Origin of the sequence: Listeria swaminathanii (genome assembly GCF_014229645.1) — a bacterium.
In the GTDB taxonomy this organism is placed as follows: domain Bacteria; phylum Bacillota; class Bacilli; order Lactobacillales; family Listeriaceae; genus Listeria; species Listeria swaminathanii.
This window is the reverse complement of record NZ_JAATOD010000001.1, coordinates 525,477-543,785: the sequence shown is the minus strand read 5'-3', so window position 1 is coordinate 543,785 and position 18,309 is coordinate 525,477. Positions and strand designations below refer to the sequence as shown.

Annotated in this window: 15 protein-coding genes and 1 riboswitch; of the genes, 7 read left to right on the top strand and 8 right to left on the bottom strand. The window is 39.0% G+C overall.

Going from position 1 to position 18,309, the window contains the following annotated elements; translation table 11 throughout:
• The 3 genes from HCX62_RS02685 to HCX62_RS02675 form a co-directional block, all read right to left on the bottom strand.
• Positions 1-2,049: a Na+/H+ antiporter gene (locus HCX62_RS02685; protein ID WP_185636924.1), complete on the bottom strand. Its 2,049-nt coding sequence runs from the start codon at positions 2,047-2,049 to the stop codon at positions 1-3.
• A 128-nt stretch (positions 2,050-2,177) separates the two neighbouring features.
• On the bottom strand, positions 2,178-2,816 hold the full coding sequence (locus tag HCX62_RS02680; RefSeq protein WP_185636923.1) for a GTP pyrophosphokinase: 639 nt from the start codon (positions 2,814-2,816) through the stop codon (positions 2,178-2,180).
• Positions 2,817-2,966: 150 nt separating this feature from the next.
• The gene (locus tag HCX62_RS02675; protein WP_185636922.1) at positions 2,967-3,320 is read right to left on the bottom strand and encodes an iron-sulfur cluster biosynthesis family protein; all 354 of its coding nucleotides are present in this window, start codon (positions 3,318-3,320) and stop codon (positions 2,967-2,969) included.
• A 152-nt stretch (positions 3,321-3,472) separates the two neighbouring features.
• Between HCX62_RS02675 and ytvA the strand changes: the two genes are divergently transcribed.
• Both ytvA and HCX62_RS02665 read left to right on the top strand, forming a co-directional pair.
• Positions 3,473-4,234, top strand: a complete 762-nt coding sequence (gene ytvA / locus HCX62_RS02670) for a YtvA family blue-light photoreceptor (RefSeq protein ID WP_185636921.1) — start codon at positions 3,473-3,475, stop codon at positions 4,232-4,234.
• Between the two features lie 68 nt (positions 4,235-4,302).
• A riboswitch (Lysine riboswitch) is annotated at positions 4,303-4,500 on the top strand.
• A gap of 89 nt (positions 4,501-4,589) precedes the next feature.
• The gene (locus HCX62_RS02665) at positions 4,590-6,050 is read left to right on the top strand and encodes an amino acid permease (protein ID WP_185636920.1); all 1,461 of its coding nucleotides are present in this window, start codon (positions 4,590-4,592) and stop codon (positions 6,048-6,050) included.
• A 51-nt stretch (positions 6,051-6,101) separates the two neighbouring features.
• Here HCX62_RS02665 and HCX62_RS02660 read toward each other — a convergent pair whose 3' ends face one another.
• Complete coding sequence (locus tag HCX62_RS02660; RefSeq protein ID WP_185638003.1) at positions 6,102-6,563, bottom strand: MarR family winged helix-turn-helix transcriptional regulator; 462 nt, start codon at positions 6,561-6,563, stop codon at positions 6,102-6,104.
• A gap of 254 nt (positions 6,564-6,817) precedes the next feature.
• Here HCX62_RS02660 and HCX62_RS02655 point away from each other — a divergent pair, with 254 nt between their 5' ends.
• The 4 genes from HCX62_RS02655 to HCX62_RS02640 all read left to right on the top strand — a co-directional run bounded on the left by HCX62_RS02655 (position 6,818) and on the right by HCX62_RS02640 (position 9,925).
• Positions 6,818-7,348 (top strand): YceI family protein, encoded by a 531-nt coding sequence (locus tag HCX62_RS02655; RefSeq protein WP_185502422.1) that lies wholly within the window; start codon positions 6,818-6,820, stop codon positions 7,346-7,348.
• Between the two features lie 105 nt (positions 7,349-7,453).
• Positions 7,454-8,380, top strand: a complete 927-nt coding sequence (rarD, locus tag HCX62_RS02650) for an EamA family transporter RarD (RefSeq protein ID WP_185636919.1) — start codon at positions 7,454-7,456, stop codon at positions 8,378-8,380.
• A gap of 87 nt (positions 8,381-8,467) precedes the next feature.
• Positions 8,468-9,109 carry an NAD(P)-dependent oxidoreductase gene (locus HCX62_RS02645; RefSeq protein WP_185636918.1) on the top strand — a complete coding sequence of 214 codons (642 nt, stop codon included), beginning with the start codon at positions 8,468-8,470 and terminating at the stop codon, positions 9,107-9,109.
• A 114-nt stretch (positions 9,110-9,223) separates the two neighbouring features.
• Positions 9,224-9,925: a DUF554 domain-containing protein gene (locus HCX62_RS02640; protein ID WP_185636917.1), complete on the top strand. Its 702-nt coding sequence runs from the start codon at positions 9,224-9,226 to the stop codon at positions 9,923-9,925.
• Positions 9,926-10,059: 134 nt separating this feature from the next.
• Here the strand turns inward: HCX62_RS02640 and HCX62_RS02635 are convergent, their stop codons facing one another.
• Positions 10,060-10,713: a DUF5105 domain-containing protein gene (locus HCX62_RS02635; RefSeq protein ID WP_185636916.1), complete on the bottom strand. Its 654-nt coding sequence runs from the start codon at positions 10,711-10,713 to the stop codon at positions 10,060-10,062.
• A 123-nt stretch (positions 10,714-10,836) separates the two neighbouring features.
• Here HCX62_RS02635 and ybaK point away from each other — a divergent pair, with 123 nt between their 5' ends.
• Entirely contained in the window at positions 10,837-11,313 is a 477-nt protein-coding gene (gene ybaK / locus HCX62_RS02630) for a Cys-tRNA(Pro) deacylase (protein WP_185636915.1), read from the top strand.
• Between the two features lie 52 nt (positions 11,314-11,365).
• On the opposite strand, the gene HCX62_RS02625 is transcribed toward ybaK, so the two are convergent.
• The 3 genes from HCX62_RS02625 to HCX62_RS02615 form a co-directional block, all read right to left on the bottom strand.
• Positions 11,366-15,793, bottom strand: a complete 4,428-nt coding sequence (locus tag HCX62_RS02625; RefSeq protein WP_185636914.1) for a 2-hydroxyacyl-CoA dehydratase — start codon at positions 15,791-15,793, stop codon at positions 11,366-11,368.
• Positions 15,794-16,057: 264 nt separating this feature from the next.
• Positions 16,058-17,434: an amino acid permease gene (locus HCX62_RS02620; RefSeq protein ID WP_185636913.1), complete on the bottom strand. Its 1,377-nt coding sequence runs from the start codon at positions 17,432-17,434 to the stop codon at positions 16,058-16,060.
• Between the two features lie 194 nt (positions 17,435-17,628).
• A complete protein-coding gene (locus HCX62_RS02615; RefSeq protein ID WP_185604022.1) occupies positions 17,629-18,264 on the bottom strand; it encodes an FMN-dependent NADH-azoreductase in 636 nt (211 codons plus the stop codon).
• Positions 18,265-18,309 lie beyond the last annotated feature (45 nt).

Sequence of the window (18,309 nt, the reverse complement as noted above, 5' to 3'; positions counted from 1 at the left end):
TTACTCTATAAAATCATCATATAAATACGTTTCTATCATGTTTAAATTTTGACGTAAATCACGAGCTAAATCTCTAGAAATCCCGCCTGTTTCAAACATGTGTTGAATAATATCGCGTTCTAATTGGAAAGCCACCACTTGCACTTCGCGTTTCTTCTGCTCGGATTTTGCGCGTTTACTTCGTGGACTAGGTTCTTTTCTCACACGTTCCAGAAAAATGATATGTTCGGTAATGAGTGGCCCAATAATATCGGCGTTTTCTTCTGTTAATTGTTCTTTTAGTTTAGAAATAATCAGTATTTCGTTCTCTTCTCTTAATTTACGAATCGCTTGGAAACGTTCGCTATCTTTTGAAATGCCTTTTTTCACTTTATGGGTTATTTTGCCCCATTTTTTCGGATGCATAATTAGCATGATTAAACGATATAAAAACATCCATGCGGTTTTAATTTTTGTGCGGAAGCGTTGTTTAATTGCTTGCTCCATCATATTAAGATAATGCTGATAACGATAGCTGTCTGTGGCAACAATCCGTCCGTCATCCGCCATTTTTTGGGTGTTTTCACGTTCCCACTGAATAATTTCTAACCGTTTTGCGCGTTCCCTCTCATCCATGCCTCTATCCGAATGACTATTTTGCTGCAAGTCATAAATCCGTCTTCGGTAATCTTCAATCACTTCATCCGTCGCGCCTTTGGTTTCTGGCAATGTTTGTTCTTTCAATTCTCTAATCACATTTCTTAAAATCCGAATCCGTGTCGCTGTCTCTGCTCGTTCGTCTTCCGTTGTCACCTCTTCTGTTTTGGCAAGTAAAGGTAAAATGAACGTGGCGATAACTAGCGTACAAAGGATAACCCCCGATGCGATAAAAATAATTAACGCCCGTTGCGGAAATAATGAGCCATCATCTAAGAAAAAAGGAATAGCAAGCGCACTGGCAAGCGTAACCGCACCACGAACCCCGGAAAGTGAAGTTAAAATCACTGGTCTAATCTTAGGAAGCTGTGTCTTTTTATTTTGTTTTTGTCGCTGTTTTGCCCCAATGCTCCACGAGATATACACCCACAGAAAACGCAGCAAAATCAGCGCAGCCGTAATCGATAAAATATAAGCCATTACTTGTAAATTGCTACTGCCGGAATCGTTCCAAACTACTTCTGTAATCGAAGGCAGCTGTGTTCCTAAAAGCAAAAAGACCAAACCATTCAAAACGAAAATGATTACAGACCAAGTACTTTGCGAAACGACATTTAATTTTACTAATTGTGGATCCATTTTCTTTTGTTCCATCGAGTGCATAATTCCAGCGGCAACAACTGCTAAAATCCCAGAAACATGGAATTCCTCTGCTACTAAGTAAATAATAAATGGTGTCAAAATTTGGATTAACATATGGAATGTAACATCTTCCATACCTAAGCCGCGAACCCATTTTAACAGTCTGAATTTCAACCAACTCAGTGCTAACCCGACTAAAATACCGCCGATTGCAATCACAAAAAAACTAATGCTTGCGTCCATTAAACTGAATACGCCCGTTACCGTTGCAGCAATCGCAAATTGGAACGCAACTAAACCAGAAGCATCATTAATCAGCGCTTCCCCTTCAAGTAAATTCATAATCCGTTTTGGCAAATTTATTCGTCCGGAAAGTGAGCTTACTGCCACTGCATCAGTTGGCGCAAGAGCTGCTGCAAGAGCAAACGCCGCCGCAAGTGGAATTGTTGGAATCATCCAATGTACAAAGTAGCCAATCACCACAACCGTTGCAAACACAAGGCCAAGCGCAAGAACCAATATAGGCATTCGCATTCCCCAAAGTGCTGCTTTATCCGTCTGTCTTCCGTCATTAAATAATAAAGGCGCAATAAACATCACAAGAAAAAGTTCCGGATTGAGTTTTAAATCAAAAGTAATCGGCATAATCGCGATAATAACACCTAGTCCAATTTGAATCAGTGGTACCGATACAAAGGGAACAAATCGGTTTAATAAATTAGAAATAAAAATCGCAACAAGTAGTGCTAAAACGTATAAAAATATCTCCAATATGTATAGTCCCCTTTCCGTTTTCTTCTATAATTATTATGAAGCAAAATAAGTTATCCCGCAAATATAAAACAGCTTTATTTCTTTGCATCCATCCCATTCGCAAAGAAATAAAGCTAATTATCACGTTAATTTTCCTTTTCTTTTTTGTACTTATCAATTTGATCATTTAAGTTTTTCATTTTTTCATCTAAATGCGTAATAATTCGTGCGGCATCTTGCAATTCATTTACTAGTTCTTCCGGTGCTTCTTGTTGGTATTTATAGTAAATTTTATGCTCCAAGCTCGCCCAAAAATCCATTGCAACTGTCCGAATTTGAATTTCCACCGTCATTTTCTCTGAACGATTTGTCAGGAAAACAGGTACTTCGCATAGCAAATGCAAGCTCCGATAGCCATTCGGTTTCGGGTTGGTCACATAATCCTTCACTCGTTTAATCGTAATATCACTTTGCCCAGCAAGCATCTCGTGAATGCGAAAAATATCTGATACAAAGGAACAAGTAATCCGAATACCCGCAATATCGTGCACATATTTGAGGGCATTTTCTGGTGTGATATCAACCTGCTTCTTTTCTAATTTTGCTCCGATACTTTCCAGTGATTTCACTCGGGACTTCAAATGTTCCATCGGATTATAATCATGAATAAATTGAAATTCTTCATTCAATATTTTAAGTTTCGTATTCACTTCTTCCAGTGCAAAACGATGAAGTAGCATAACATTTCGCCAGTTCTTCAGCTCATCAACTGATGGTTGTTCCATGGTGACACTCCTTCCATATGTATAAACTTCCTATTCCATGTTACTACAAAACCGAGGTCAGTGTAACTATATGTCTAAAGTTTCACCACATTCTCATGAAATTTTCATAAAAAAGCCTAGAATAAAAATTTACTCTAGGCTTCTCTTCTATTATAAAGTTACTGGGCAACTAATGACCTCATCTTTATCCGTCACAAGCAACAGATTGCGGTTATAATACTGGCCGTCACTTTTTAAAATAAGTGTTTTTTGTGCGTCATCATAATCAATAATCAACGCCTCTTCTAAAAATATTTCTGTCCAACGTTTGATCAGCACTGGACCAATGTTCGATTCAATTTCGTTATCTTCGGCCGTTTTCTCTTCTACTAATCGAAGCGTAAAAATCCCACTGTTTTCACAAGAACAACCTTCTGTATCATAGTATAAATGCAGCCGCCCTTCTAAATTCGACCGTAGTGCAGCGAGCCGATTCTTAGCGCTTTCTGTAAATGTAATATACATAACTAATCACCTCTAATGCTATTATACACCTGGTTTCGTGCGATTTCCCTTCCTCTGCTCACATACGATAAATTTCACAAATTAGTCATTGGGCTTTCGTTCATTAGCGTGGTATGATAGGTGTGTATTTACAAAGGGGGAGAAACACGCAGATGACCGCTTATCCAAAATTCGATGTTATTTTGAAAGCATTAAATTTGTCTAGTGTAGGAGTAATTATTACCGATCCTGAACAAAATGATAATCCAATTATTTTTGTGAACACTGGTTTTGAAAATATTACTGGCTATGCGAAAGAAGAAGCAATTGGCTCTAATTGCCACTTTTTACAAGGCGATGATACGGACAAAGAAGAAGTTGCAAAAATCCGTCATGCTATTAACCAACAATCAACTGCGAATGTTTTACTAAAAAATTACCGAAAAGATGGCACTTCTTTTATGAATGAGCTTACGATTGAACCTATTTACGATGATAATGATCATTTGTATTTTGTAGGGATTCAAAAAGACGTGACAAACGAACATGACTATCAGCTGGAACTCGAAAAATCGTTACGTGAAATCGAGAAACTCTCTACACCGATTGTGCCAATTAAAGAAAATATTTGTGTACTGCCATTAATCGGCTCTTTAACACATGACCGTTTTCAACATATGTCGGAATATGTGAGCGAATATATGGATCATGGTAAGGAAGACTATTTAATCATGGATCTTTCTGGCTTAGCTGAATTTAACGAAGACGCCGTGATGAACCTCGTGAAATTCCATGGCTTTATGAAATTAACTGGTGTCGAACTCATTATCACCGGTATTTCACCAAAATTTGCCATGACTTTAATTCGCTACGAAGAAAGTCTAGCCAGCCTAACTACTTACAGCACTATCAAAGAAGCACTACAATTTTACTAAAACGTATTGCAAAATAGCCCATTTTCCGTTATTATGGGTAAATAATCAAATATAAACCCTCATCCAAATGGTGAGGTAGAGGTTGCGAGATGCACTAGTAATTTTTTCGAGGCGAAACAAAGACGCCGACGACAAAAGATGAACAGGTTGATCGCCGAAGTGACTATTTTCTCTTTGTTTAGAAATAGTTGTTGGGACAGTTTCCTAAAGGGGCTGGACTGCTATAAGAATTTGTCGAAATTTCTTATAGGTGTGCTATCTGACAAAATGATGTTGGTAAAATACGTAACAGCCAATTTCTTGCAGATTGGCTGTTTTTGCGCACTTCCTCTAAAGATAGAAAGGGAGATTAATAGTGAAAAAAGAAACACACGGCGAAATACGTCGTGACTTAAAAACAAGGCATCTATCCATGATAGCCATTGGTGGTTCGATTGGAACAGGATTATTTTTAGCGAGCGGTAATGCGATTCATACGGCTGGACCTGGTGGTGCGTTGGTTGCTTATGTTGCCATCGGAATTATGGTGTACTTTTTAATGACGAGTTTGGGAGAAATGGCTACGTATATGCCGGTTTCTGGTTCGTTTAGTACGTACGCTAGTCGGTTTGTTGACCCAGCTTTCGGTTTTGCACTTGGGTGGAATTATTGGTTTAACTGGGCGATTACGCTGGCGGTCGATATTTCCACAGCGGCGATTATTGTTCAATTTTGGTTACCGAACACCCCTGCTTGGTTGTGGAGCGCGATTTTCTTAATTTTGATTTTCGGTTTAAATGCACTATCGGTAAAAGCTTACGGGGAATCGGAATATTGGTTCTCGATTATCAAAGTGGCTACTGTCATTATTTTCCTTATCGTCGGCGTGCTAACGATTGTCGGAATTCTTGGCGGCGAAGTCATCGGTTTTTCTAACTTTACTGCTGGCGATGCCCCTTTCAAAGGTGGATTTTTCGCGATATTAGGTACGTTCTTGATTGCCGGATTTTCTTTCCAAGGGACAGAAATGGTTGGGATTGCGGCTGGTGAAAGTGCTACCCCAGAAACCAGCGTGCCGAAAGCGATTAAACAAGTTTTCTGGCGGATTTTGTTATTTTACATTTTCGCGATTTTCATTATCGGGATGATTATTCCTTATACTAATCCTAATTTACTTAGCGCTGAGGCGACGGATGTGGCAATTAGTCCATTTACGCTCGTTTTTGAAAAAGCTGGCCTTGCGTTCGCGGCTTCGGTGATGAATGCGGTTATCCTAACTTCTGTGCTATCTGCTGGTAACTCGGGACTTTACGCTTCAACAAGAATGCTTTGGGCAATGGCTCGCGATAAAAAAGCACCTCGTTTCTTAGGAAAAGTGAACCGTCGTGGTATTCCGATGGCAGCTTTAATTGTCACTACTATCGTTGGCGCAATGACGTTCATAACAACACTCACTGAAAATGGTACTGTGATCTATACGTGGTTACTGTCTGCATCTGGTTTAACCGGCTTCATCGCCTGGGTTGGAATCGCGGTCAGTCATTATCGTTTCCGAAAAGCCTTCATTAAACAAGGCCATGACTTAAGTGAACTAAAATATAAAGCGAAATTTTTCCCATTCGGCCCAATTTTAGCATTGATTTTATGTATTTTAGTTATCGTTGGTCAGGATTACGCGGCGTTTTTAAAACCAGAATTTACAAATGCAGCTTGGTGGCAAAAAATCGGTATTTCTTATATCGGCCTACCCATCTTCCTGATTTTCTGGTTATCCTTTAAAATTACAAATAAAACAAAAGTCATTCCACTGGAAGACTGCAAATTTGATAAAAAATAAAAAAACATCTCTTGTTCATTCATTTTTACTTGAATGATACAGGAGATGTTTTTATTTGCTCTTTTTCAGCAAGGTTTCTACTTTTTTATTAAGGCGAATTAAGTCTTCAATTTCATTTTCGGAAAGATTTTCAAACACTTTCATCATCGCTTTGTACATAAAAGCGTTTGCAGTGGAGCGTTTTGATAAGTCTTCTCCTTTTTTCGAGAGCTTCAATTTTAAATCCATGCTGTCACTTGGAATTGTCTTGTTTAATTTCATGACTAAACCTAAACTAATTAACCCGTCCACATTCGCTGCAGCTGAACTTCCCGTGATGATTAATCGTTTCGTTAAATCTGCCACCGAAATTCCTGGTGTGCTGTAAATCACATTTATCATCGCAAGTTGCTGAATGGTTAGCCCCAAGCTAGCCGCATTTTGATCAGCATATCCCGCAGAAATCCGTTGAATCGACCAATACGTTTTTAATAATTCACTAATATTTTCTGTATCTGTATTAATTCCTACCATCATCCAACCTCCTCTTGTAACCTATTCTACGCACTTTAGCAGAAAAACTCAATCATATTTACGAAAAAAACATATTTGAATTACGTTTTAATAGTTGCTTATTAAAAGTAAGTGTGATATAGTTTACTCATAAACAGTTAAGCAATTGCTTTTCTAAGGCGTAAAAGTATTTTTCAAAGGTTTAAGCTCCATTGAATTAGGCTAGATTATAAGAGAATGCTTTTATAAAAAAACATATTTGGAGGAATGAAACAATGACAGTAGAAAAATGGAACGTAGACCCAGCGCATAGTTCAATCGAATTTCAAGTAAAACACATGATGGTATCAAAAGTAAAAGGTGCATTTAGCGATTTCACAGCAGACATCGAAATGGATCCAGAAGACTTAACATCAGCAAAATTAAACTTCTCCGTTGCTGCTGCTTCTGTTGACACTCGCCAAGCGCAACGTGATGGTCACTTGAAAAGCGAAGACTTCTTTAATGTAGAAAAATATCCAAACGTTACTTTTACAGCAACAAAAATTACAGCTGACGGCGATGATGAATACGTAGTGACTGGTGACTTAACTATTCGTGACGTAACAAAACCTCTTACACTAGAAGTAAGCTACGAAGGAACTGGAAAAGATCCAAACACTGGTAACATGGTAGCTGGCTTTGAAGCAAAAGGTAAATTCAACCGCAAAGACTTTGGCCTTAATTACAATGCTGCGTTAGAAACTGGTGGCGTACTTATCGGTGACGAAGTAAAATTAAACATCCAAATCGAAGCAAGTAAATAATAATAAAAACTACGAATAGCTAGCATATTCGTAGTTTTTTTGTAGCTTTATTCGCCCTTTTAAGCTAAAATAGTTCTATTGTTTAAAAAGGGGGCTAACATCGCTATGGAAAATAAACAAAACGGACAGCTAGGCGGAATTATCGCTGGCGCTCTCGCATATGTGTGTTGGGGTGTCCTTCCAATTTACTGGAAGCTAGTTACAAATGTCCCGCCAATGGAGATTTTGGCCTATAGAATTATTTGGTCTTTTATTTTTATGCTATTTTTGATCGTTTGTTTGCGAAAAGCCTCGATGGTTTTTCAAGAAACAAAAGACGTGTTGCTTAAACCAAAAACGCTTATCGCCATTATCGCGGCGGCTTTTTTAGTTACAGCGAACTGGTATTTATTCATTTACACGGTGAATAGTGGTCATGTTACGGAAGCAAGTCTTGGTTACTACATAAATCCACTTGTAAACGTACTTCTCGCAACGGTTATTTTAAAAGAGCGATTAAGTCGTGGTGAAATTATCGCTGTTATTTCCGCAACTATCGGTGTGTTAATTCTCACTTGGCATCTTGGTTCCGTTCCTTGGGCGGCAATCGGTATGGCTGTTACCTTCTCGCTTTACGGGCTGATTAAAAAGGTTGTTTCCGTTTCTGTCTGGACTGGCTTAACACTTGAGACGATGATTATTACACCATTCGCACTCATCTATGTAGTCTTTTTCGCGACAAATGGATTAATGCAATACGCAGCGCAAACCAATGTTATTTTAGTCGGTGCTGGTGTTGTTACAGCTATCCCGCTACTTTTATTTGCCACAGCCGCGAAGAAAATCAGCTACACGATGGTCGGCTTCTTGCAGTATATCGGACCGACTTTAATGCTCGCAATTGGTGTGTTACTATTCAAAGAAAGTTTCGATCATATCCAATTGTTCGCCTTTATGTTCATCTGGCTAGCGCTCATTATCTTCACGATTTCCCACATTTATTCCGCAGCAAAAATCAAACAACTAGCAAACGCTGCAAAAGAACAATCTTAAAAAAATGTTTTCCAGTCCCCTCTTTCGGGAATAATTCTTCTATCAAGCGAGAATCTATTCCATAAAAATGAATAGGGGGCTTTTTTTATGAAAATTGGTATCATTGGTGCTACGGGGCGAGCTGGTTCGAGAATTTTAGAAGAAGCGAAAAGCCGTGGCCACGAAGTAACAGCAATTGTTAGAAACGCTGGAAAAATCACGCAAACGCATAAAGATATTAATATTTTACAAAAAGATATTTTTGACTTAACGCTTTCAGATGTATCCGATCAAAATGTCGTTGTCGATGCTTACGGGGTCAGTCCAGAAGAAGCAGAAAAACATGTCACTTCACTTGATCATTTAATTTCTGTTTTAAATGGAACCGTTTCGCCGCGCTTACTTGTCGTTGGCGGAGCAGCTAGTCTGCAAATTGATGAAAATGGCAATACCCTTTTAGAATCAAAAGGACTTCGGGAAGCGCCGTATTATCCGACTGCACGTGCGCAAGCGAAACAATTGGAACATTTAAAAGCACATAAAGCAGAGCTCAGTTGGACTTACATTAGCCCTTCTGCCATGTTTGAGCCGGGCGAACGTACCGGAGAATACCAGTCTGGACGAGATCATCTTTTATTTGGTAGCGATGGCAATAGTTTTATTAGTATGGAAGACTACGCGATTGCTGTTTTGGATGAAATCGAACGACCAAATCACTTAAATGAACGCTTTACAGTAGCTGGAAAATAACGCTAAAGTCGAAGGAGCAAAACGCTTCCTTCGACTTTTTTATCCGAAATAATACTCCCAATTGACAGAAACTTCCTGTATACTAATGCTATATGCAAAAGAGGGAGGAAAAAAATGGTTTTACTTGGTGCGCTAGTTAACGGGCTGGGGATTTTAGTTGGCTCCGTAATTGGCATGAAATTACATAATATCCCTGAACGTATGAAAGATACTGTCATGAAAGGGATGGGTTTATCCGTTATCGTCCTTGGCATTCAAATGGCATTTAAAACGAGTAACTCGCTCATTGTCATTTTAAGTATTTGTTTTGGAGCCATTATTGGGGAATGGCTTAACATAGATTATCATCTAAATCAGCTTGGTCACTGGATTGAGCGTAAAGTCGGAGCAAAAGGAAAAAGTAATGTTTCAAAAGGCTTTGTGACAGCTACACTTATTTTCGTAATTGGCGCAATGGGTATTATCGGTGCGCTTGATAGTGGCATTCGTGGAAATCATGACGTCCTTTATACCAAATCAGTGATGGATGGTTTCATCGCCCTTCTTCTTAGTACAACACTTGGTTGGGGCGTTATGCTCGCAGCTATTCCAGTGTTTCTATTCGAAGGCATTATCGCGCTGTTCGCAACGCAAATTAATCAATTCGTCCCAGCTGATTTGATGGCTCTTATCATCGAAGAACTAACAGCTACTGGAGGAATTATGATTTTAGCGATTGGGCTGAATTTGCTAGGCTTAACGAAGATTCGGGTCGCGAATTTGGTTCCCGGGATTGTGGTCGTTGCGTTGATTGTGACGGGGATTTATTATTTTTAAAGGAAAAACAGAGATTATCAAGTCTCTGTTTTTTCATTTGGCTTGTACATTAATTAACCCATAGTACAACTTTCTCTCTAAAACAAAAAAACACCAGCAACCCGAAAGTTGTTGGTGTTCTTGAAAACGAAATCTTAAATGCCAGCCATGAAGAATGCTGTTGTTAGCTCTTGCATGAAAGCCACGTCGTTTTGCATTTGCCATAAGGAATCGTCGTTTGGATCCGCTTTTAGTTTAAGTGTCACTGTTTTTGGTTCTGATACTGCATCTGCATTTTGAACAGCTTTAGTATAGATTTCCATTGTTTTTTCAGCCATTTTTTGATCATCTGTTGCGATAGATGGATCGGCTGTTGCTGCTTTTGTTAATTCTTCCACTAATTCTGTTTGAACGCCCTTCATATCAAGGCCTTTAACAGCAAATTGAATTTCTGGACTTTCTTTATCGTCATTTGTTACTTTAGTAGTGTAAGAAGTTTTTTCGTTTACTTGTTTGCGAAGTGCGTTATAGAAGTCGTCTACTTGTTTATCTAAGTCTACATCGCTAGAAAAGCTTGCTGCAAATGTACTGATAAAGCTTTCTTTAAAGCCAGTTTCAAATTCTTTTTCGAATTTAGAGCCGTCTTCACCATATACATCTTTTATTTTATCTGTATCTTTGTTATAAACAACTGCGTTTACTGTGATTTCCCCTGCTTTTTTCGGTTCTACTCTTGATGCGCCGCCACATGCACTTAAAACAAGTACCATCGCAAGCACTAGGACCATACTAAATAACCCTTTTTTCATTATTAAATCTCCCTTTCTTATTTGAATTCCACTTCATTGTACAGAATGATGTAAGAAAAACCAACTATTTTGCGAAAAGTGTCATAATATATACATATTTTAAATTAAATTGAGGTGAAAGACTTGAATAAAAAGACAAATGCGTGTCGGATTTTAGATAAACAGAAGGTAAAATATGACTTACGTGAATATGCTTGGAGTGAGGATGCCTTGGATGCGCTTCATGTTGCAATAGAAACTGGGAATAATCCCGCGCAGATTTTTAAAACACTCGTTCTAACTGGGGATAAAACTGGAAATATTGTTGCGTGCATTCCGGCTGATAAAACCCTACATTTGAAGCATTTAGCAAAGATTAGTGGGAATAAAAAATGTGAACTGATTGCGGTAGATACGCTAGAGAAGTTGACTGGTTATATTCGCGGTGGATGTTCTCCGATTGGCATGAAGAAATTGTTTCCAACTTTTGTTGATAGTAGTGCGGAATCGCTGGATACTATGCTCATTTCAGCTGGAAAAAGAGGACTGCAAATCGAACTTGCGCCAGCTGATTTGAAAAAGGTCGTTCGTGCGGAGTTTGCGATGATTACGGAAGAATAAAGAAGTTAATTTGCGATAAAAAGCCGCCCATTTTGTATGGGCGGCTTTTTATTTAATCATTATCTGTTTGAACATGTTCGCTACTTGATGCCACATGTTTTACTTTCTGAGCGATAGCCCCAACTGGATCGGCTTCGCGTGCTTGTTTGACTTTATTGCCAATCATTTCGACTGGTGCGCTTTCTCTTACTTGTTTTGCTTTTCCAAGGATTTTTTCTCTTGGGTTGAATCTTGTATTGGTTTCTTTTGCTGTGACAACTTCGGTAGTTTCTAGTTGTTTTCTTGCTATTGAAAGCATTAGTTTGATACGGTTTAATTGGTTCACAGAGCTTGAGCCGGCATCGTAGTCAATCGACATGATGTTGGCTTCTGGGTACATTTTTTTGAGTCCTTTAATCATGCCTCGACCAGTAATATGGTTTGGTAAGCACGCAAACGGTTGTAAGCACGCGATATTTGGCACGTTGCTATCGAGTAATTCGAACATTTCACCTGTTAAGAACCAACCTTCACCCATTTTATTTCCAAGTGATAAAAGTTGACTTGCTTTTTCAGCGATGGATTCTATACTCGCTGGTGCTTCAAAGCGTTCACTTTTCTTCAGGGCGTCTGTTACTGGTTTACGGAATTGATTGATTAATGGAATGGCAACGCTTTGTTTCGCGAATGATTTTACTTTGGAACGACCAAATGTATTGGCAGCAAAGTGATCATCATAGCAACAATATAAAATGAAATCTGTTAAGTCCGGAACAACTGCTTCTCCGCCCTCATCTTCAATGACATCGACAATATTGTTATTTGCCCCCGGATGGAATTTCACAAGAATTTCTCCAACCACGCCGACTCTTGGTTTTACTTCATCGGTAATTGGCAAATTGTCAAAAGCTCGTACCATTTCGTTCGCTAATTTTTTATATGCTCCGAAAGAATAATTTTCCATTAGAGCACGTCCAGCATCAAGATACTGACGGAATAATTTATTGGCGCTTCCTGGTTCAACTTCATATGGTCTTGTCCGGTAAAGCATTCGGTCAAGCGCATCACCTAAGCTAATTCCTGCTAAGAAACGCACAAGTACTTTTGGCGTCATTTTAAAGCCTGGTTGTTTTTCTAAGCCATTGGCATTAAGCGAAATAACTGGGATATGGTCAAGTCCAGCTTCCCCGAGTGCTTTTTTCAGCATCGAAATATAGTTAGTTGCACGACAACCGCCACCTGTTTGCGTCATCAATACCGCTAAATTATTGGTGTCATAATCGCCATGTTTCAGTGCATCCATCATTTGTCCAATCGTTAAAATCGCTGGATAACAAGCATCATTATTGACGTAACGCAAGCCTTCATCGACCGCGCGAGGCGTTACGGCAGGAAGTACTTCTAAATTATAACCGCCAACCTTACAAGCCGCTTCTAACATTTCAAAATGAGTCGGAGCTAGCTGTGGCGCCAAAATAGTATAGGTTTTCTTCATTTCTTTTGTGAATAATGGACGTTCTTTTGGTTTCGCCATTATGCCTGGTTTTACGTTATTTTTCTCGCGTTCTTCCATGGCTGCTTTTAAGGAACGCACGCGGATACGCGCGGCACCAAGGTTGTTGATTTCATCGATTTTAAGCAACGTATAGACTTTATTATGCCCTTCGATGATTTCTTGACACATATCTGTTGTGATCGCATCCAGTCCGCAACCAAATGAAGTTAATTGCACAAATTCCAAATCTTCACTTTTAGCGGTAAAACTTGCTGCGCGATATAGTCTTGCGTGATATTTCCACTGATTTTCAACCCGAAGTTTATGGTCGAGTTCACCTAGATGGGAAATGGAATCTTCGGTAAGAACCGCCATCCCGTTCATCGTAATAAGCTCAGGAATTCCGTGGTTTACTTCTGGATCAATATGATACGGGTGTCCGGCAAGAACAATCCCTTTAATTTTATTCTTCTTAATATAAGTAAGTGCGGCTTCCCCTTCCGCTTGAATGTCTTTACGGCAAAGTTCAGCTTCTTCAAGTCCTGCTCGAACGGCTTTTTCCATATCCGCAGCTGGGACTTCTGGGAACGCTAGACTCATTTGTTCGATTAACGCTTTTTCATTATCTAATGTTAAAAATGGGCTAATCATTGGAATGTTTTGCTCTTCTAAAGCATCGACATTCACACGAATAACCTCTGGATAACCGGCCACGACTGGGCAGTTGAAGTTATTGGTTGCCTCCCCGAATTCGGGTTTTTCATACACGACCGATGGATAGAAAATGCGGTCTGCTTTTTTCTTAATTAAATCCATAATATGACCATGTGTTAATTTGGCTGGGAAACAAACCGCTTCGGATGCAATCGTTTCAATCCCTTTATCATACAAGTTTTTAGATGATTTAGAAGATAAAACGACGCGGAAACCTAGGTTCGTTAAAATCGTATGCCATAGCGGATAGTTTTCAAAAACATTTAGCGCACGCGGAATACCAATTGTTCCTCTGGTAGCTTCTGATTTTTTCAGTGATTTGTAATCAAAAGTCCGTTTTAACTTATAGGCATATAAGTTGGGTAGTAAATTGCGTTTCGTTTCGACACGTTCGCCGCGTTCACAACGATTTCCACTAACGAACATCCGGTCATCGCCAAATCTCGTCACTGTTAGTTGACACGTGTTGCTACAAAGATTACAGCGCGACTGAGAAGTTTCTGCGCTAAATTCACGCAATTTTTCCAGTACGAGCATTTCTGTCACTTCGCCAGTTTCGTAATGTTCGCGAGCAATCAAGGCTGCACCAAAAGCGCCCATCATTCCAGCGATATCTGGTCGAACCACTTCACGTCCGGTTAACAGTTCAAAAGCACGCAAGACTGATTCATTGTAAAAAGTACCACCTTGAACGATGACTTTTTCACCGATGTCTTTCGGACTACGGAGTTTAATTACTTTTTGAAGGGCATTTTTCACGACAGAATAAGCAAGGCCAGCGGATAAATCTTCCATACTAACGCCTTCTTTTTGTACTTGTTTCACTTTGGAATTCATGAAAACTGTACAGCGTGAACCTAAATCAACTGGGGCTTTTGCTTCCAGTGCTCTAGCGGCAAAATCTTCAATCGATAAATTAAGTGTTTGCGCAAATGTTTCGAGGAATGAACCACATCCGGCAGAACAAGCTTCATTCAGCATTAAACTATCCAGCGCACCTTTTTTGATTTTCATACATTTCATATCTTGTCCGCCAATGTCTAAAATAAAATCAACATCTGGCAAAAATTCGCGAGCGGCGCGGTAATGCGCGACTGTTTCAATTTCGCCAACATCAATTTTAAGTGCGGCTTTAATAAGCGACTCGCCGTAGCCTGTGATTCCCGACTGCGCAACTCGAACTTTTTCAGGTAAAATTTCATATAAATCACTCGTTGCATCAATAACTGATTGCAGTGGATTCCCATTATTACTAGAATAAAACGAGTAAAGAATTTCATTTGTTTGGCTCATTAAAATTAATTTAGTCGTAGTCGATCCAGCATCAATGCCTAAGTAAGCATCGCCTTCATAGTCTTCCAACTTCGCCCGTTTTGCTTTCATTTGATTATGACGCGCACGAAAATCTTCTAAGTCTTCTTTCTTTTCAAAAAGTGCTGGCAAAATTACGGTATCTGTTGCCATTGTTGTCATATCCATGTTCGAAAGACGATGAATCATATCATCTACTTTTAGCGGCACATCATTTAGTCCAGTAAAAGCAGTTCCAAGTGCAATAAAATATTCCGCATTTTGAGGCGCAATAATATCACTATCTTTCATCTTCAATGTTTCTGTAAAACGATAACGCAATTGGTCAAGGAATGTAAGTGGTCCTCCAAGAAACGCTACTTTCCCGCGGATTGGACGTCCACAAGCAAGCCCACTAATTGTCTGCGTCACCACACTTTGGAAAATGGAAGCTGCAATATCTTCTTTTCTAGCGCCTTCATTCAGTAATGGTTGTACGTCCGTTTTGGCAAACACCCCACATCTGGAAGCAATCGGGTAAATTGTATTCGCATTTTGCGCCAATTCATTTAAGCCTGTTGGGTCTGTTTGAAGCAGCGTGGCGATTTGATCAATAAACGCTCCTGTTCCACCAGCACAAGCATTATTCATTCGTTGCTCAATTCCGCCACTGAAATAAATAATCTTCGCGTCTTCCCCACCTAGCTCGATTACTACATCCGTTTCTGGAATAACTTGTTCGACCGCTTCCGTACAAGCAATTACTTCCTGCACAAATGGCACATTCAAAAATTTGGAAATTGCTAGACCTGATGAACCGGTAATTTTGAACGTCATTTCGGTCATCCCACATTTTTTTTGCATGTCTTGCATGATTTCTAATGTTACTTTTTTAATGTCGGAATAATGTCTTCGGTAAGTTTGAAATAAAATATCCCCCTGGTCATTAAGTGCTACGGCTTTTGCTGTTGTTGATCCTACATCTAATCCTGCATGAATCATTTTCTCATCCCTTTCGTTACGCACTACTTAATATGTATTAAATTTCACATATTATCCGTCGATTGTACGTCGCTTCACATAAATAGTTATTTCTAAAAAATGAGTGAGTACTCACTCGATGTGCGTGAAGGCGACAAAACGCTCTAAACACCTATCATTCTACACGATTTTTTTCATTTGTAAAGAAATTCGCGGCACTTTTAAAGCCAAAAAAAAGCAAGAATTCACTAAAACTGCCTTGTTTAGCGAATACTTGCCAGGTTGTTAATTATGTCGAATTTTTGTCTTTCGGTTGGAAGCTTTTAAAATCTGATAAGCGATACCTAGAATCAAGAACCATACTGGTGTAACGAATAGCGCAATTCTCGTATCTGCTGCAAAACCGAGGATAACTAGTAGTCCTCCGAAGAAAATCAAGCTAACCCAGTTCATTAAAGGAGATAATGGCATTTTAAATTTACTTTTCTCTGCAATTTCTGGATGTTTACGGCGAAAACGTAAATGTGCCACTAAAATAACGCCCCAAACCCAGATAAAGCAAATCGTCGCAATACTCGTTACTAGAATAAATACTTGCTCAGGTAAAATATAATTTAAAAACACGCCGATAAGTAAACAAGCTGTTGAAGTAATTAACGCTGTCGCTGGAACCCCATTTGAGCTCAAATGATGCATTTTTCTCGGTGCTTTTCCTTCTGCTGAAAGTGTATAAAGCATCCGGCTTGTACTGAAAATCCCGCTATTACAGGAAGACATCGCAGCCGTTAACACCACAAAGTTAATAATTCCGGCCGCCGCTGGAATCCCAATCATCGTAAATACACTAACGAATGGACTCGTATTTGGATCAATATTACTCCACGGATAAATCGACATCAGTACGAGTAACGCACCAATATAAAAGATTAAAATCCGAATAGGAATATTATTAATTGCTTTTGGAAGTGTCCGCTCTGGGTCATCTGCTTCTCCCGCGGTTACACCAACAAGTTCAATTCCGACAAACGAAAAAGTCGCCATTTGGAAAGCGAGTAAGAACCCAGCAATTCCATTTGGGAAAAAGCCTCCGTAATCGACTAAATTAGAAAATGAAGCCGTACTTGTTCCATGTTTATAACCAATAAATACTAGTACAAATCCAATAACAATCAATGCAATAATGACAACCACTTTAATAATCGCGAACCAAAATTCAATTTCGCCAAAAGCTTTGACGGTTGCTAAGTTAAACAAAAGAAGTATTAAAACGCAAGCCAGCGCTGGAATCCATTGTGGTAAGTCTGGCACCCAAAATTTCACGTACATACCAACTGCTGTAATTTCCGCGATACCTGTCACAATCCAGCAGAACCAATATGTCCAGCCGGTAATAAAGCCAGCCCACGGTCCAATGTACTGTTCTGCAAATTCTGTAAAAGATCCTGTTGTTGGGTTATGTATTAATAATTCACCCAAAGCTCTCATAACAAAGAATAAAATAGCCCCAATAATTAAGTAAACTAACATGATAGATGGACCCGCCAAATGAATTGACTTCCCTGCTCCTAGAAAAAGCCCTGTACCAATTGCTCCGCCAATCGCGATTAACTGAATGTGTCTATTTTTCAGTCCTCTTTGCAATTCTTCTTTTTGCTCTTCCATCCTAATTCATCCCTTTCGAGTAATTAAACAGAATAAAGTGCTGAGTGAAATCAGCACTTTATCGATCAATCTACTTCTCTACTTTACCAACTTATAAAGGGATTAGCAAACTTTTTATATGTTTTTATTGGTCTAGACAGTTGATAATACTACCTTAATATCATTAGCAAGAAATAAATTTTTCACAAACTTTTTTAGAATTCTGCAGCACTTTCCTGCGCTACCGCTTTAGCAGCTGCAACGATTTCCGCTTCTTTGCTAGGATTGTGATCAATTCCTTCTACAAAAATCGATGGTACTACATTAATACCGATAAATTGTAAAATAGTACGCAAATATGGTTCTCCGTGAGTAAATGAACTTGTTGGTCCAGCAGAATAAATACCACCGCTACCATGGATTAAGATCGCTTTTTTATCTTTTAAAAGTGCCTCTGGGCCATGTTCAGTATAACGGAAAGATTTTCCAGCAACTACAAAAGTATCAATATAAGCTTTTAATAATGGCGGGATTCCAAGGTTCCAAAGTGGGAATACAAAAACATATTTGTCTGCTGCTAAAAATTGTTCTGTTAGCGCATTATATGCATTTAATTTTTTTTGTACGTCTGGAGCTAAATCAGTGAAAGCTTTACCAGCTTGTAATTCTCTTCCAGCCGACATTAATTCTAGATCAAGCAAGGGTACTTCTGTATTGTATAAAACTAATTCTTCTACTGTATCAGAAGGATTTTTCGCTTTATATTCAGCCATGAACGTTTCGGCAACTTGCGAGCTTCTGGATACTTCATTTGGAAGTGGTGACGCTTTAATAAATAGTACTTTTGACATTATGAACACCTCATAGATTTTATTTGTTCCTTCTATATAATAGTA